This is a genomic window from Stappia indica, assembly GCF_009789575.1.
Taxonomy (GTDB): Bacteria; Pseudomonadota; Alphaproteobacteria; order Rhizobiales; family Stappiaceae; genus Stappia; species Stappia indica_A.
On the sequence record NZ_CP046908.1, the window covers coordinates 760,088 to 775,996 of the forward strand.

The 15,909-nt window shown below is 67.1% G+C and carries 12 protein-coding genes; 7 read left to right on the plus strand and 5 right to left on the minus strand.

Features of this window, described 5'->3' with window-relative positions; translation table 11 throughout:
- Positions 1–1,156: 1,156 nt before the first annotated feature.
- The 5 genes from GH266_RS03525 to GH266_RS03545 all read right to left on the minus strand — a co-directional run bounded on the left by GH266_RS03525 (position 1,157) and on the right by GH266_RS03545 (position 5,378).
- Positions 1,157–2,332: an isovaleryl-CoA dehydrogenase gene (locus GH266_RS03525; RefSeq protein WP_158192664.1), complete on the minus strand. Its 1,176-nt coding sequence runs from the start codon at positions 2,330–2,332 to the stop codon at positions 1,157–1,159.
- Positions 2,333–2,371: 39 nt separating this feature from the next.
- Positions 2,372–2,845 (minus strand): GNAT family N-acetyltransferase, encoded by a 474-nt coding sequence (locus GH266_RS03530; RefSeq protein ID WP_158192665.1) that lies wholly within the window; start codon positions 2,843–2,845, stop codon positions 2,372–2,374.
- On the minus strand, positions 2,838–3,323 hold the full coding sequence (locus tag GH266_RS03535; protein ID WP_199270432.1) for a PaaI family thioesterase: 486 nt from the start codon (positions 3,321–3,323) through the stop codon (positions 2,838–2,840). Before GH266_RS03535 ends, GH266_RS03530 begins: the two co-directional genes overlap by 8 nt.
- Positions 3,324–3,393: 70 nt before the next feature.
- A complete protein-coding gene (locus tag GH266_RS03540) occupies positions 3,394–3,819 on the minus strand; it encodes a MerR family transcriptional regulator (protein WP_158192666.1) in 426 nt (141 codons plus the stop codon).
- A gap of 134 nt (positions 3,820–3,953) precedes the next feature.
- Entirely contained in the window at positions 3,954–5,378 is a 1,425-nt protein-coding gene (locus tag GH266_RS03545; protein WP_158192667.1) for a helix-turn-helix domain-containing protein, read from the minus strand.
- 228 nt (positions 5,379–5,606) lie between these two features.
- Between GH266_RS03545 and GH266_RS03550 the strand changes: the two genes are divergently transcribed.
- From GH266_RS03550 to topA, 7 genes are all read left to right on the plus strand, one after another.
- Positions 5,607–6,170, plus strand: a complete 564-nt coding sequence (locus GH266_RS03550) for a biotin transporter BioY (protein ID WP_158192668.1) — start codon at positions 5,607–5,609, stop codon at positions 6,168–6,170.
- A gap of 75 nt (positions 6,171–6,245) precedes the next feature.
- Positions 6,246–7,778, plus strand: coding sequence for an acyl-CoA carboxylase subunit beta (locus GH266_RS03555; RefSeq protein WP_158192669.1), 1,533 nt, complete (start codon positions 6,246–6,248; stop codon positions 7,776–7,778).
- Between the two features lie 40 nt (positions 7,779–7,818).
- Complete coding sequence (locus GH266_RS03560) at positions 7,819–8,055, plus strand: DUF4160 domain-containing protein (RefSeq protein WP_158192670.1); 237 nt, start codon at positions 7,819–7,821, stop codon at positions 8,053–8,055.
- The gene (locus GH266_RS03565) at positions 8,036–8,320 is read left to right on the plus strand and encodes a DUF2442 domain-containing protein (protein WP_158192671.1); all 285 of its coding nucleotides are present in this window, start codon (positions 8,036–8,038) and stop codon (positions 8,318–8,320) included. Before GH266_RS03560 ends, GH266_RS03565 begins: the two co-directional genes overlap by 20 nt.
- A gap of 402 nt (positions 8,321–8,722) precedes the next feature.
- Entirely contained in the window at positions 8,723–10,753 is a 2,031-nt protein-coding gene (locus GH266_RS03570; RefSeq protein WP_158192672.1) for an acetyl-CoA carboxylase biotin carboxylase subunit, read from the plus strand.
- 9 nt (positions 10,754–10,762) lie between these two features.
- The gene (gene scpA, locus GH266_RS03575) at positions 10,763–12,910 is read left to right on the plus strand and encodes a methylmalonyl-CoA mutase (protein ID WP_158192673.1); all 2,148 of its coding nucleotides are present in this window, start codon (positions 10,763–10,765) and stop codon (positions 12,908–12,910) included.
- 286 nt (positions 12,911–13,196) lie between these two features.
- Positions 13,197–15,905, plus strand: a complete 2,709-nt coding sequence (topA, locus tag GH266_RS03580; RefSeq protein WP_158192674.1) for a type I DNA topoisomerase — start codon at positions 13,197–13,199, stop codon at positions 15,903–15,905.
- Positions 15,906–15,909 lie beyond the last annotated feature (4 nt).

The window sequence follows — 15,909 nt, forward strand, 5'->3', positions numbered from 1 at the left end:
TTCGCCTGCGTCCGGGAGGACGCAAAGAGGGGCCTGCGTCCGGGAGGGCGCAAAAAGAAACGGCGCGTCCGGGAGGCAGGCTTGAGGCGGGACGGCGTTCGCTCCACTCCGCCGCTGTCACACCCGCAAAGGTGGGTATCCAGTATCCGCCGGGGCGGGCAGATATGCGAAGGCAGCACCCCAGCCTCGGCGAGGGTCACTCGCGGCAACGCCACGGCTCGGGCCGCGCGACCTGGGGTTACTGGGTCCCGGTCTTCGGCTTCGCCGAAACCGGGACGACAGGCTGAGCGTGGGGTTCGCGTCGGCGTGTCATCGCCGCCGCTCTGGCAACCAATAGGCCCCGGCGCGCGCATGCGCTTGGCCGGGGTGACGGCCGAGGGTGGGGCAGCGGCGGCGGGATGATCACCCCCCTCTGTCGGCTAACGCCGACATCTCCCCCTCAAGGGGGGAGAAGGGTGCATGAGGCGCGACTGGCGCCCCCTCTCGACGGGTCACCCCGGCCGCAGGCGAAGCCGGAGAGCCGGGGGCCATTGGTTCCCAGAGCGGCCGAAATGAAGCTCCCCCCTCTCCGCGTCTTCCCGGGCAAGGCGCAGCCGCGACCCGGGACCGGGGAGGCACGGCGATTTTGGCGTCGTTGGGGAGTGCCTTCGTGAGGCCCTTGGCTCGCCGATCCCGGATCTCCGGCTTCGCCTGCGTCCGGGAGGACGCAAAAGGAAGGCCGCGTCCGGGAGGCCGAACGGAGGGGGCGTGAGTGAGGCAGGCTTGAGGCGGGACCGCGTTCGCTCCACTCCACCGCTGTCATACCCGCGAAGGCGGGTATCCAGTATCCGCCGGGGCCGGTGATGGCGCAAAGGCGGCAGCTCCCCGCCGTTCGGCGGCCGTCGCCGATCCTGTGGCAGCACCACGGCTCAACCCGCGCGACCTGGGGTTACTGGGTCCCGGTCTTCGGCTGCGCCGAAACCGGGACGACAGGCTGAGCGTGGGGTTCGCGTCGGCGTGTCATCGCCGCCGCTCTGGCAACCAATAGGCCCCGGCGCGCGCTCGCGCTTGGCCGGGGTGACCTCGGAGGGTGGAGGCGACGGCAGTGGGGTGGACCACCTAAGAGAAGGCATGACAGGCGTGGCGAGCCACAGCAGCGGCCGACGCCCCCCTGCCCTTACGCGGTCTTGTTGAAGATCTCGCGGCCGATCAGCATGCGGCGGATTTCCGACGTGCCGGCGCCGATCTCGTAGAGCTTGGCGTCGCGCAGCAGCCGGCCGGTCGGATACTCGTTGATATAGCCGTTGCCGCCGAGCAGCTGGATCGCGTCGAGGGCCATCTTGGTGGCGTTCTCGGCCGCATAGAGGATCGCGCCGGCCGCATCCTCGCGCGTGGTCTCGCCGCGGTCGCAGGACTGCGCCACCGCATAGACATAGGCGCGGCTGGCATTCATCGAGACATACATGTCGGCGATCTTGCCCTGGACGAGCTGGAAGGTGCCGATCGGCTGGTCGAACTGCTTGCGCTCGTGGATGTAGGGAATGACCACGTCCATCGCCGCCTGCATGATGCCGATGCAGCCGGCCGCCAGCACCGCGCGCTCGTAGTCGAGACCGGACATCAGCACGTTGACGCCCTTGCCGACCTCGCCGAGCACGTTCTCCTCCGGCACCTCGCAATCCTCGAACACCAGCTCGCCGGTGAGCGAGCCGCGCATGCCGAGCTTGTCGAGCTTCTGGGCGACGGAGAAGCCCTTGAAGTCCTTCTCGATGAGGAAGGCGGTGATGCCCTTCGGCCCGGCGGACGGATCGGTCTTGGCATAGACGATCATCGTATCGGCATCCGGGCCGTTGGTGATCCACATCTTGGTGCCGTTGAGGATGTAGCGGTCGCCGCGCTTGTCGGCGCGCAGCTTCATCGACACGACGTCGGAACCGGCGCCGGGCTCGGACATAGCCAGCGCGCCGAGATGCTCGCCGCTGACCAGCTTGGCCAGATAGCGCGACTTCTGCTCCTTGGTGCCCCAGCGGCGCAGCTGGTTGACGCAGAGATTGGAATGAGCGCCGTAGGACAGGCCGATGGAGGCGGAGGCGCGGCTCACCTCCTCCATGGCGATGCAGTGCTCGAGATAGCCGAGGCCCGAGCCGCCCCACTCCTCCTCCACCGTGATGCCGTGCAGGCCGAGCTCGCCCATGGCCGGCCACAGCTCCTCGCGCGGGAACCAGTCCTCGCGGTCGATGCGGTCGGCGAGCGGGGCGATGGTGTCCTGCGAGAAGGAGCGGACGCTGTCGCGCAGCATGTCGGCGGTGTCGCCGAGGTTGAAGTTGAAGGAGGGGAAGTCGTTGCGGATCATGGGTCGGTCTCCGAAAATGGGCAGGCGGCGGGCGGCGCCTCAGTCCTGCGAAAACACGTGGTCGTAGCGCACGAAGGGGCTCAGCACCGCGACCTGGTCGTAAAGCCGGCGGGCGCGGGCATTGTCGTCATGGGTCTGCCAGTAGACCGAGCGGCAGCCGAGCCGGCGGGCCGCTCCGTAGACGCCCTCGATCAGCGCGCGGCCGACGCCGCCGCCGCGCAAGGTCTCGTCGACATACAGGTCTTCCAGATAGCAGGTCGGTGCGATGGACCAGGTGGTCTCCTGCACCACGTAATGCACGAAGCCGACGAGGCGTCCGCCGCGCTCGGCGACGAGCCCGTCATGGGCGCCATCGCCGGAAATCCGCGCGAAGACCGCATCGGTGACACCTTCGGGCAGCTCCTGCCTGTAGAAGGCGAGATAGGCCTGCCAGAGCGGCTCCCAGGCGGCGCGGTCGGCAGGTTCAAGCCGGCGGATGACGGTGGCCCCGGCCCCGCCTTGCGCGTCAGTCATCCAGTCCCTCCAGCGCGATCATGGTGAAAAGCCCGGTGGCGATGTGGATGTCCTCCTCGCCCGGCGTCTGGCCGTAGACGTCGGAGGCGGTGACGGTGAGCGTGCGCCCCGGCTTGATCACCCGCCCGCGGGCGACGAGGCGGGCGCCACGCCCCGGATTGAGCAGGTTCATCTTGAACTCGGTCGTCAGCACGCCGAAGCCCTTCGGGTAAAGCGACAGGGCGGCATAGCCGGCGGCGGTGTCGGCAAGCGTGGTGGTGACGCCGGCATGGAAGAAGCCGTGCTGCTGCACCAGTCCCGCCGCGAAGGCGACCGCAAGGTCGACCTCGCCCGGCTCCAGCCGGTCGATGGTGGCGCCCAGCGTCTCGGTCATGAAGGCCTGGCGGGCGAAACTCGCCGCGACCCGGTCCCGCCATGCGGGATCGCGCGGCTCGAAGCGCCGCACCTTCCCTCCCGCCTGTTCTGCTACCTGCGTCATCCCATCCTCCCGTCGATGGCCCGCGCTGTCCAAGGAGCCAAGGCGCGGGCTCTTGTCATGCCGTTTCGATCTATTCGGCCTTCGTCGCCGCGGCGGCGACAGAGAACAGGTCGCTCATCGGCCCGAGCTCGCCGAGACGGGCGCGGGCGCCGCGCTCCACCTCGTCGAGTTCGGCCAGCGTCAGGTCGATGTCGTGACGCTTGGCCATCAGCTCCGACCGCCGCCCCTCGATGCGCTGGAGCAGCAGCTGCAGCTGGCCCGCCTCGCCCGGCGACTTGTCGTACATGGTGATGATGTCGCGGATCTCCGCGAGGGTGAAGCCGAGCCGCTTGCCGCGCAGGATCAGCTTCAGCCGCGTCCGGTCGCCGGGCTTGTAGAGCCTCTGGCGCCCGCGCCGCGTCGGCTTGAGGAAGCCCTCCGCCTCGTAGAAGCGCAAGGTGCGTGTGGTCACGCCGAATTCCTGCGTCAGCTGGGTGATGGTGTAATAGGGCTGCATGGCCTCCTCCGCAGAAAACCCTGCATGACGTTTACGTTCCAGTCAACAGGATATATTTCTGTCATTTAATACAAGTATTTATGCTGAAATAATTTCAGCATGAAACCAGTCCGCAAGGCGCGGCCGGGACAGCGTCAACGGATCGCGTAGGGCACCAGGCGGCGGTCGTCGCTGTCGATGGAGATCGCCCGGTTGAGCGGCGGCACCGAGCGCTGCGGGCAGGTCAGCCGCTCGCAGATGCGGCAGGAGACGCCGATCGGCTCGAACGCCGCCTCGCGGGTCAGGTCGAGATCGTCGCAATAGACGATGTCGCGGGCATGGGCGATCTCCGCGCCCAGCGCGATGGCATAGTGCAGCACCGGGCCGCTGTAGCCGCCCGACTTCTTCACCACATGGGCGGCGAGCGAGATGTAGCGCGAGCCGTCCGGCGTCTCGGCGAGCTGGCGGATGATCGCCCCGTGGCTCTCGAAGGCACGATGCACGTTCCACAAGGGACAGGCGGCGCCGAAGCGGGCGAACTGCAGCTTGGTCGCCGAGTGGCGCTTGGTGATGTTGCCGGCCCGGTCGACCCGGGCGAAGAAGAAGGGAATGCCCTTCAACCGCGGCCGCTGCATGGTGGAGAGGCGATGCGCCACCTGCTCCAGGCTGGCGCCGAAGCGGTCGGCGATGAGGTCGAGATCGTGGCGGGTTTCCTGCGCGGCCGACAGGAAGGCGCGATAGGGCAGCACCAGCCCGCCGGCATAGGCATTGGCAAGGCCGATGCGCGCGACCTGCGCCGCGTCCGGGGTCTGGAACCGCGCCCGCGCCACCACCGCCTCGACGATGTCGCCGGCCTCCAGCAGCGCGATCTGGTGGGCGAGCTGGAAGACGATGGTGGCCTCGGGCAGCGCCTCGTTGAGATAGAGCCGGCGCTGCTCCCGGTCGAAGCGGCGGATGGTGCCCTCGCCCGAACTGCCACCCGTGCCGGCGCGCCGGCGCTCGACGGCGATGCCGTGCCGCTCCTCCAGATATTGCGCAAGGTCGCGGGCGAAGATGCGGCCCGAGGGCGACAGGCGCGTCGCCAGCTCCTCGGCGGCAAGGTCGAGCTCGTGGATGTAGTTGTTCTCGAAATGGAAGAAGTCGCGCACTTCCTCGTAAGGGGTCGGCCTGGCCAGCCCCTCGTCGCGGGCGAGCCGGTCGTCGAACTGCGCGAGCTGCTCGCCCATCTGGCGATAGGCTTGGTGCAGGCGCACCAGCGCGTGGGCGAAATCCGGCGCGTTCTGGCTGACCATCTTGAAATCCTGCAGGCCGGGCGCTGCGCCCGCCAGCACCGGATCGGCGAAGACTTCCTGCAGGGCGGCGATCAGGCGGTCGTCGTCGTCGACCGACAGCGAGGCAAGGTCGAGGCCGAAGCGCTCCGACAAGGTGAGCAGAACGGGCGCGGAAACCGGGCGCTGGTTGTTCTCCAGCTGGTTGACATAGCTGGTCGACAGGCCGAGGCGTTCGGCAAAATCCCGTTGCGTCAGCTGGGCCTTCTCGCGCAGGCTGCGGATCTGACGGCCGAGGAACAGCTTCTTCATGGCACGCTCTTCATGGCGGGGGCCTTGCTGGAGATGTTTGCAAATTCGCAAACTCAAGTTTGCAAACAGATTAAATTCGCTTTGCGGCTTTTTCAACTCTCCCGCAAGCTGCGGAAAAGGAGTAGCGAAAAGGCAATGCGCCGCCTGTCCACGGGACCTTGCGGCCCGGAACAAGAAAGCCCGCGGCATCCCGGCACGGCCCGCCCGCGGCACCCAGGAGGAACCGCCATGTCCGGCAACGTTACCGCCGCCACCACGACCCGCAGCCTCGTCCGCTCGCTCGCCATCGCGCTGGCCGGCTCGCTGCTGCTCACCGCCTCGGCCAAGGTCAGCGTGCCGTTCTACCCGGTGCCGATGACCATGCAGACGCTGGCGCTCTTGGTGCTGGGCTTCACGCTCGGCCCGCGCCTCGCCGCTGCCGCCGTCGCCGCCTACCTGCTGCAGGGCGCGGCCGGCCTGCCGGTCTTCGCCGACACGCCCGCCAAGGGCATCGGCCTTGCCTACATGATGGGCCCGACCGGCGGCTTCCTCATCGGCTTCCTCGCCTCGGCATGGCTTGCCGGCATCTTCGCCGAGCGCGGCTGGACCCGCAGCCTGTGGCAGGCGATCCCGGCCTCGCTCGTCGCGCAGGCCGTCGTCTTCGTGCCCGGCCTGCTGTGGCTCGGCGCGCTCATCGGCTTCGACAAGCCGATCCTGGCGCTGGGGCTTTATCCCTTCGTCATCGGCGGTATCGTCAAGTCGCTGCTCGCCGCCGCCATCGCCGTCGCGCTGGTGCGTGCCCGCACCCGCTGATCGTCCGCAAACGCTGATCGTCAGGCGCTGCCCGCTTAACAAAGCGCAGCGCCCCCAGAGCCCGAAAGGCCGGCCATGCAGGAAATTTTGCAGGAACTGGAAAACCGCCGCGCCGCCGCCCGTCTTGCGGGCGGCACCCGCCGCATCGAGGCGCAGCATGCCAAGGGCAAGCTGACCGCGCGCGAACGCGTCGAGATCTTCCTCGATGAAGGCTCGTTCGAGGAATACGACATGTTCGTCACCCACCGCTGCGTGGATTTCGGCATGCAGGACACCTCGATGCCGGGCGACGGCGTCATCACCGGCTGGGGCACGGTGAACGGGCGCATGGTCTATGTGTTCTCGCAGGACTTCACCGTCTTCGGCGGCTCGCTGTCCGAGACCCATGCCCAGAAGATCTGCAAGATCATGGACATGGCGATGAAGAACGGCGCCCCCGTGATCGGCCTCAACGACAGCGGCGGCGCCCGCATCCAGGAAGGCGTCGCCTCGCTCGCCGGCTATGCCGACGTCTTCCAGCGCAACATCATGGCCTCGGGCGTGGTACCGCAGATCTCGATGATCATGGGCCCTTGCGCGGGCGGCGCGGTCTACTCGCCGGCGATGACCGACTTCATCTTCATGGTCCGCGACACGTCCTACATGTTCGTCACCGGCCCGGACGTGGTGAAGACGGTGACCAACGAGGTGGTGACGGCGGAGGAGCTGGGCGGCGCCAAGACCCATACCAGCAAGTCCTCGGTCGCGGACGGCGCCTTCGACAACGACGTGGAGGCGCTGATCGCGCTGCGCCGCTTCATCGACTTCCTGCCCTCCAGCAACCGCGAGAAGCCGCCCGTCCGGCCGTTCTTCGACGATCCGGCGCGCATCGACAACTCGCTCGACACGCTGATCCCGGACAATCCGAACAAGCCCTACGACATGAAGGAGCTGATCGTGAAGATCGCCGACGAGGGCGACTTCTTCGAGCTCCAGGAGAACTATGCCGGCAACATCGTCACCGGCTTCATCCGCATCGAGGGGCAGAGCGTCGGCGTCGTCGCCAACCAGCCGATGGTGCTGGCGGGCGTGCTCGACATCAACTCCTCGCGCAAGGCCGCGCGCTTCGTGCGCTTCTGCGACTGCTTCAACATCCCGATCCTGACCCTGGTCGACGTGCCCGGCTTCCTGCCCGGCACCAGCCAGGAATATGGCGGCGTCATCAAGCACGGCGCCAAGCTGCTCTTCGCCTATGGCGAGGCGACGGTCCCCAAGGTCACCGTCATCACCCGCAAGGCCTATGGCGGCGCCTATGACGTGATGTCGTCCAAGCATATCCGCGGCGACATCAACTACGCCTGGCCGACGGCCGAGATCGCGGTGATGGGCGCCAAGGGCGCGACCGAGATCCTCTACCGCTCCGAACTGGGCGACCCGGAGAAGATCGCCGCGCGCACCAAGGAATACGAGGACCGCTTCGCCAACCCGTTCGTGGCGGCGGAGAAGGGCTTCATCGACGACGTGATCATGCCGCACTCGACCCGCCGGCGGGTCGCACGGGCGCTGGCGACGCTGCGCAACAAGCAGCTCTCCAACCCCTGGAAGAAGCACGACAACATTCCGCTGTAACGGCGACGCCGGCGCAAAGGAGGCACCGGGGGGAGCGGGCGTGCCGACGGTACTGAGATGGAAGGGATACCAGTTCCTGTTCTACTCGAAGGAGGTTGGGGAGCCGCCCCACATCCACGTCCTGAAGGACGGGAAACAGATCAAGATCTGGCTCTCAAGTTGTTCCGTCGCCCGCAACGTCGGTTTCGCCGCGCATGAGGTGAATGATATCTTGAAGGCAACGGAGCGACACCGGTCGGCATTTCTGGAGGCCTGGAATGACCACTTTGGACATTGACGAAAAGCAGCTTCAGGTGGCCGGAGTCGACGTCACCGAGGCGACGATCGTCTTCAAGATGGCCGACGGCCGCCGCATCGAGGCGCCGCTGTGGTGGTATCCGCGCCTCCATGCCGCGACGCCGGAGCAGCGCGGACGCTGGACCATCCTGCCCTTCGGCGATGCCGTCGGCTGGGACGAGATCGACGAGTACATCAGCGCCAAGGCCCTGATCGTCGGCGGAGCCGCCCCCGGCGCCAAGCCTCCGGCGGAGGCAGCCGAGTGAGACTGGTTACAGGTCATTGAACAGGTATGAGATGAATGTAGGACAGTAGGGAAAGAGTATTGCGTGCCCAGTTTTCATTTTGAAACGGAGGTTGGGAATATGAGCGACATCCCTGCGGCACGCAGAATATTACTGTCAGTTCAAGACAGCCTGATGGCGCTAGATCGCCAAGACTTAGCCAATCAAATACAAAATGCACTGGAACTACTCGTTAGACGCAGGCCTGTCCGCAAAATGGCAATAAAATCACGACCAATAACGGACAAGATACGCCGAGGCGTCTTGGAAATAGCCCAAAGCTCAGACCTACACGCAGCCGAGATAGCCGCGATATTTCAAGTAAACCCAGGAAGAGTTTCGGAAATATTACAAAGAAACGCGCGGCCAAATCAAAGGTAGAATATGATCAAGAAAATCCTGATCGCCAATCGCGGCGAGATCGCCTGCCGGGTCATCAAGACCGCGCGCAAGATGGGCATAAAGACCGTTGCCGTCTATTCCGACGCCGACCGCGACGCGCTGCATGTGAAGATGGCCGACGAGGCGATCCATATCGGCCCGCCGCCGGCCAACCAGTCCTACATCGTCATCGACAAGATCATGGACGCGATCCGCGCCTCCGGCGCCGACGCGGTGCATCCGGGCTACGGCTTCCTGTCGGAGCGCGCCGAGTTCGCCGAGCGGCTGGCCAAGGAGGGCGTCGCCTTCATCGGCCCGCCGGCCTCGGCCATCGAGGCGATGGGCGACAAGATCACCTCCAAGAAGCTGGCGGCGGAAGCCGGCGTTTCCACCGTGCCGGGCTACATGGGCCTGATCGCGGATGCGGACGAGGCGGTGCAGATCTCCGGCGAGATCGGGTATCCGGTGATGATCAAGGCCTCCGCCGGCGGCGGCGGCAAGGGCATGCGCATCGCCTGGAACGACGCGGAGGCGCGCGAGGGCTTCCAGTCGTCGAAGAACGAGGCGGCCAATTCCTTCGGCGACGACCGCATCTTCATCGAGAAGTTCGTCACCCAGCCGCGCCATATCGAGATCCAGGTGCTGGCCGACAGCCACGGCAACACGATCTATCTGGGCGAGCGCGAATGCTCGATCCAGCGCCGCAACCAGAAGGTCATCGAGGAGGCGCCCTCGCCCTTCCTCGACGCGGCGACCCGCAAGGCCATGGGCGAGCAGGCGGTGGCCCTGTCCAAGGCCGTGAACTACGCCTCGGCCGGCACGGTCGAGTTCATCGTCGACGGCAACCGCAACTTCTACTTCCTGGAGATGAACACCCGCCTGCAGGTGGAGCATCCGGTGACCGAGCTGATCACCGGCATCGACCTCGTGGAGCAGATGATCCGCGTCGCCGCCGGCGAAAAGCTGTCGATCACCCAGGACGATGTGAAGCTGAACGGCTGGGCGATGGAAAGCCGGCTCTATGCCGAGGATCCCTATCGCAACTTCCTGCCCTCCATCGGCCGGCTGACCCGCTACCGCCCGCCGCAGGAAGGCACGCGCGAGGACGGCACCATCGTGCGCAACGATACCGGCGTCTTCGAGGGCGGCGAGATCTCGATGTTCTACGACCCGATGATCGCCAAGCTGTGCACCTGGGCGCCCGAGCGCATCGACGCCATCGACGCCATGGCCGACGCGCTCGACCGGTTCGAGGTGGAGGGCATCGGCCACAACCTGCCCTTCCTCTCCGCCGTGATGGACCATCCGCGCTTCCGCACCGGCGCCATCACCACGGCCTTCATCGCCGAGGAATATCCCGAAGGCTTTGCCGGCGTGACGCCGGCCGCCGATGCGCTTGAGGACCTTGTCGCGGTCGCCGCGGCCTGCAACCATGTGTCGGAGACGCGGGCAACGCAGATCAGCGGCGCCATGGACAACCACCGCCGGGTGATCGGGCCGAACTGGACCATCGTGGTGGAGCGCGAGGAGTTTCCGCTCGCCATCACGCAGGAGGGCGACGGCAGCTACACGGTCGCGCCGCGCGAAGGCGAGGACGGCACGGCGCTGTCGGCCCCGCGCAAGGTGTCGCTCGGTGACTGGAAGCCGGGCACGCCGCTCATCGAGGCGCGCATCGACGGCCGGCCGCTGGCGGTGAAGGTCGACCCGACGCTGCAAGGCTTCCGCCTGCGCCGGCGCGGCGCCGAGGTGGTGCTTTCCTGCCTCACCCCGCGCCAGGCGATGGCCGCGCGGCTGATGCCGGAGAAAATCCCGGCCGACACCTCGAAGATGCTGCTGTGCCCGATGCCGGGCCTGGTGGTGTCCATCGCGGTGGAGCAGGGGCAGACCGTCGAGGCGGGCCAGACGCTCGCCACGGTGGAGGCGATGAAGATGGAGAACGTGCTGAAGGCCGAGCGCAAGGGCGTGGTCAAGACCATCGCCGCCAAGCCGGGCGACAGCCTCGCCGTCGACGAGATCATCATGGAATTCGAATAGGAGCGGGTCATGACCGAGAAGAAGACCGTTCGCGACTGGATGGACCTGGCCTCGAAGGAGCTCAAGGGCAGCGATCCGCAGGACCTCGTCTGGCAGACGCCGGAGGGCATCCCGGTCAAGCCGCTCTACACCGAGGAGGATCTGGAAGGGATCGGGCACCTGGGCACCCTGCCCGGCTTCGAGCCCTTCCTGCGCGGCCCCCGCGCGACCATGTATGCCGGCCGCCCCTGGACGATCCGGCAATATGCGGGCTTTTCGACGGCGGAGGAATCCAACGCCTTCTACCGCAAGGCGCTCGCCGCCGGCCAGCAGGGCGTCTCGGTCGCCTTCGACCTTGCCACCCATCGCGGCTATGACAGCGACCACCCGCGCGTCGTCGGCGATGTCGGCAAGGCGGGCGTTGCCATCGACAGCGTCGAGGACATGAAGATCCTGTTCGACGGCATCCCGCTGGAGCAGATCTCCGTCTCCATGACCATGAACGGCGCCGTGATCCCGATCCTCGCCAATTTCATCGTCGCGGGCGAGGAACAGGGCGTGCCGCGGGCGAAGCTGTCGGGCACGATCCAGAACGACATCCTCAAGGAGTTCATGGTCCGCAACACCTACATCTATCCGCCCGAGCCCTCGATGCGGATCATCGCCGACATCATCGAGTACACGGCGAAGGAGATGCCGAAGTTCAACTCCATCTCCATTTCCGGCTACCACATGCAGGAAGCCGGGGCGACGCTGGTGCAGGAGCTGGCCTTCACCCTGGCGGACGGGCGCGAATATGTGCGCGCCGCGCTGAAGAAGGGGCTCGACGTCGACGCCTTCGCCGGGCGCCTGTCCTTCTTCTTCGCCATCGGCATGAACTTCTTCATGGAGGCGGCGAAGCTGCGCGCCGCGCGCCTGCTGTGGTCGCGCATCATGACGGAGTTCCAGCCGAAGAAGGCCTCCTCCCTGATGCTGCGCACCCACTGCCAGACCTCCGGCGTGTCGCTGCAGGAGCAGGACCCGTACAACAACATCGTGCGCACCGCCTTCGAGGCGATGTCGGCGGCGCTGGGCGGCACCCAGTCGCTGCACACCAACTCCTTCGACGAGGCCATCGCCCTGCCGACGGAGTTTTCCGCGCGCATCGCCCGCAACACCCAGCTGATCCTGCAGCACGAGACCGGCGTGACCAAGGTCGTCGACCCGCTGGCCGGCTCCTATTACGTGGAGAGCCTGACCAACGAGCTGGCCACCCGCGCCTGGGAGATCATCGAGCGCATCGAGGCCGAGGGCGGCATGACAGCGGCCGTCGACAAGGGCCTGCCCAAGCGGATGATCGAGGAGGCCGCGACCCGTCGCCAGGCCGCCGTCGACCGCGGCGACGAGGTGATCGTCGGCGTCAACCGGTTCCGCCTGGAGAACGAGGACGACATCGAGATCCTCGACATCGACAACAAGGCGGTGCGGGAGTCCCAGATCGCCCGCATCGAGCGCACCCGGCGCCAGCGCGATCCCCAGCGCGCGCAGGAGACCCTCGACGCGCTGCGCGAGGTCGCCCGCACGGGCCAGGGCAACATCCTGGAGGCCGCCGTGGAGGCGGCCCGCGCCCGCGCCACGCTCGGCGAGATTTCCGATGCGCTGCGCGAGGCCTTCGGCGACCACGAGGCGGTGCCGAAGGTGGTGCGCCATGTCTACGGGCCGGCCTATGAGGGCGAGCCGGAATACGAGACCCTGGTGCAGCGGCTCTCCGACTTTTCCGCCTCGCTCGGCGAGACGCCGCGCGTGCTGGTCGCCAAGCTCGGCCAGGACGGCCACGACCGCGGCGCCAAGGTGATCGCCTCGGCCTTCGGCGACATCGGCTTCGACGTCATCGCCGGCCCGCTGTTCCAGACGCCGGAAGAGGCGGCGGACCTTGCGGTGAAGAACAAGGTGCATGTGGTCGGCATGTCGTCGCTGGCCGCCGGCCACAAGACGCTGGCCCCGCAGCTGGTCGAGGCGCTGAAGGCGCGCGGCGCCTCCGACGTCATCGTCGTCGTCGGCGGCGTGATCCCGCGCCAGGACTACCAGTTCCTCAAGGATGCCGGCGTCTCGGCAATCTTCGGCCCCGGTTCCAACGTGCTCGATGCCGCCCGCTCGGTGCTCGATCTGATCGCCGGCCGCCGCCGCAACGTGGCGTAAGTCAAGGAGAAGGCGGGCCTTTCGGCCCGCCTCGCCCCTCGGCTCCAAGGCGGGCCGCACTGCACGAGCGGCACCGGCCGCAACGGCGCAAGACCCCTTCCCGTCTTATCCCTTCGCAGCAATAGCGCGGCGATTTCTGCGGCGACCCTTGACCCGCCCTGCCGGAAAGGTCATTTGACAGCGGCCATGCATTTGGGGGATCGTCCCGCGTCAGTCGCGCAGACCGTATCCGCTGCAAGGCGCCGTCCAGACGGGTCGGCGCACCCGTTTTCCTGTTTGGGGTCTCATGAATATCGTCATCGTGGAATCGCCGGCCAAGGCCAAGACCATCAACAAGTATCTTGGCTCAGACTATCAGGTCCTCGCCTCCTACGGCCATGTCCGCGACCTGCCCGCCAAGGACGGCTCGGTGCTGCCCGACGAAGATTTCGCAATGACCTGGGATGTCGATGCGAAGTCCCAGAAGCGCCTCAACGACATCGTCCGCGCCGTCAAGGATGCCGACCGCCTGATCCTCGCAACTGACCCCGACCGCGAGGGAGAGGCGATTTCCTGGCACGTGCTCGAGGTGCTGCGGCAGAAGAAGGCGCTGAAGGACAAGCCGGTCCAGCGCGTCGTCTTCAACGCCATCACCAAGAAGTCCGTCCTCGACGCGATGGCCAACCCGCGCGAGCTAGACGAGCCGCTGGTCGATGCCTACCTGGCCCGCCGCGCGCTCGACTATCTCGTCGGCTTCACCCTGTCGCCGGTGCTGTGGCGCAAGCTGCCGGGCGCCCGCTCGGCCGGCCGCGTGCAGTCCGTCGCCCTGCGCCTCGTCTGCGACCGCGAGGCGGAGATCGAGCGCTTCGTGCGCCAGGAATACTGGTCGGTGCTGGCCAATCTGAAGACCGCCGAGGGTGCGGCCTTCCAGGCGCGCATCGCCGCCTTCGAGGGCAAGAAGCTCGGCCGCCTCGACATCGCCAACGAGCAGCAGGCCGAGAAGATCGCCGCCTTCCTGCGCGCCGCCTCGCTGAAGGTCGCGAGCGTGGAATCGAAGCCGCAGCGCCGTCATCCGGCCGCCCCCTTCACCACCTCGACCCTGCAGCAGGAAGCCTCGCGCAAATACGGCTTTGCCGCTGCCCGCACCATGCAGATCGCCCAGAAGCTGTATGAAGGCGCCGATATCGGCGGCGAGACCGTCGGCCTCATCACCTACATGCGTACCGACGGCGTGCAGATCGCCGGCGAGGCCATTGCCTCCGCCCGCAAGGTGATCGGCAAGGACTACGGCGACAATTACGTGCCGGAGAAGCCGCGCCACTACTCCTCCAAGGCGAAGAACGCCCAGGAGGCGCACGAGGCGATCCGTCCGACCGACCTGACCCGCCGTCCGCGGGATGTCGCCCGCTATCTCGACCCCGACGCCGCCCGGCTCTACGAGCTGGTGTGGAAGCGCACCATCGCCTCGCAGATGGAATCCGCCGTGCTGGAGCGCACCACGGTCGATATCGACGCGACTGCCACCGGCGGCCCGGCGACCCTGCGCGCCACCGGCTCGGTCGTGCGCTTCGACGGCTTCCTCGCCCTTTACCAGGAGGGCCGCGACGACGAGGAAGACGAGGACGCCCGCCGCCTGCCCGCCATGAGCGAGGGCGAAAAGGTGGAGCGCCAGTCCATCGAGACGGCGCGGCACTTCACCGAGCCGCCCGCCCGCTTCACCGAGGCGACGCTCGTCAAGAAGATGGAAGAGCTCGGCATCGGCCGTCCCTCGACCTATGCTTCGACGCTGCAGACCCTGCGCGACCGCGACTACGTCAAGCTCGACGGCAAGCGCCTCGTCCCGGAAGACAAGGGCCGGCTCGTCACCGCGTTCCTGGAAAGCTTCTTCAACCGCTACGTGGAATACGATTTCACGGCGGCGCTGGAGGAAAAGCTCGACCGCATCTCGGCCGGCGAACTGTCGTGGAAGGACGTCTTGCGCGATTTCTGGAAGGACTTCTCCGGCTCGGTGCACGACACCAAGGACCTGCGCGTGTCGGAGGTGCTGGAAGCGCTGAACGAGATGCTGGCCGCCCACGTCTTCCCCGACACGGGCAATGGCGAGGATCCGCGCAAGTGCCCGGCCTGCGGCGCCGGCCGCCTGTCGCTGAAGGTCAGCCGCTTCGGCGCCTTCGTCGGCTGCTCCAACTACGACAAGGAGAAGCTGGAGGGGAAGGTTCCCAACGAGAACCCGCCCCATTGCGGCTATACGCGCCAGCTGTCGGCGGGCGGCGGCGAAGAGGGCGAGGCGGAAATCGCCGACGGTCCGAAGCTGCTCGGCCAGGACCCGGAGACCGGGCTCGACGTGACGCTGCGCTCGGGCCGCTTCGGCCCCTATGTGCAGCTCGGCGAGGAAGCCAAGCCCAAGCGCGCCTCGCTGCCGCGCGGCTGGCAGGTCGCCGAGATGGATCTCGACAAGGCCTTGCAGCTGCTGTCGCTGCCGCGCGAGGTCGGTCCGCATCCCGAAGACGGCAAGACGATCTCCGCCGGCATCGGCCGCTACGGACCCTTCGTGCTGCATGACGGCACCTATGCCAACCTGGAAAGCGCCGACGAGGTGTTCTCCGTCGGCATCAACCGCGCGGTCGACGCGCTCGCCCAGAAGCGGGCCAAGACCTCGCGCGGACGCGCCGGGGCCGCCCCGCTGAAGGAGCTCGGCGCGCATCCGGACGGCGGGCCGATCACCGTGCAGGACGGCCGCTACGGGCCTTACGTGAAGTGGGCCAAGGTCAACGCCACCCTGCCCAAGGGCAAGGACCCGATGTCGGTGACGCTGGAAGAGGCGATCGAGATCGTCAACGCCAAGGCCGGCACGACGGGCAAGGGCGCGAAGAAGGCAGCGCCCAAGAAGGCTCCGGCCAAGAAGGCCGCTGCCAAGGAGCCGGCGGCCAAGAAGACGGCCGCGAAGAAGCCCGCCGCAAAGAAGACGGCAGCGAAGCCGAAGAAGGCGAGCGCTGCCGCGGATGGCGCTGCTTGACCAC

Coding starts and splice junctions, on each gene's coding strand:
- GH266_RS03525 (WP_158192664.1), bottom strand. CDS start 2,332: ATGATCCGCAACGACTTCCCCTCCTTCAACTTCAACCTCGGCGACACC.
- GH266_RS03530 (WP_158192665.1), bottom strand. CDS start 2,845: ATGACTGACGCGCAAGGCGGGGCCGGGGCCACCGTCATCCGCCGGCTT.
- GH266_RS03535 (WP_199270432.1), bottom strand. CDS start 3,323: ATGACGCAGGTAGCAGAACAGGCGGGAGGGAAGGTGCGGCGCTTCGAG.
- GH266_RS03540 (WP_158192666.1), bottom strand. CDS start 3,819: ATGCAGCCCTATTACACCATCACCCAGCTGACGCAGGAATTCGGCGTG.
- GH266_RS03545 (WP_158192667.1), bottom strand. CDS start 5,378: ATGAAGAAGCTGTTCCTCGGCCGTCAGATCCGCAGCCTGCGCGAGAAG.
- GH266_RS03550 (WP_158192668.1), top strand. CDS start 5,607: ATGTCCGGCAACGTTACCGCCGCCACCACGACCCGCAGCCTCGTCCGC.
- GH266_RS03555 (WP_158192669.1), top strand. CDS start 6,246: ATGCAGGAAATTTTGCAGGAACTGGAAAACCGCCGCGCCGCCGCCCGT.
- GH266_RS03565 (WP_158192671.1), top strand. CDS start 8,036: ATGACCACTTTGGACATTGACGAAAAGCAGCTTCAGGTGGCCGGAGTC.
- GH266_RS03570 (WP_158192672.1), top strand. CDS start 8,723: ATGATCAAGAAAATCCTGATCGCCAATCGCGGCGAGATCGCCTGCCGG.
- scpA (WP_158192673.1), top strand. CDS start 10,763: ATGACCGAGAAGAAGACCGTTCGCGACTGGATGGACCTGGCCTCGAAG.
- topA (WP_158192674.1), top strand. CDS start 13,197: ATGAATATCGTCATCGTGGAATCGCCGGCCAAGGCCAAGACCATCAAC.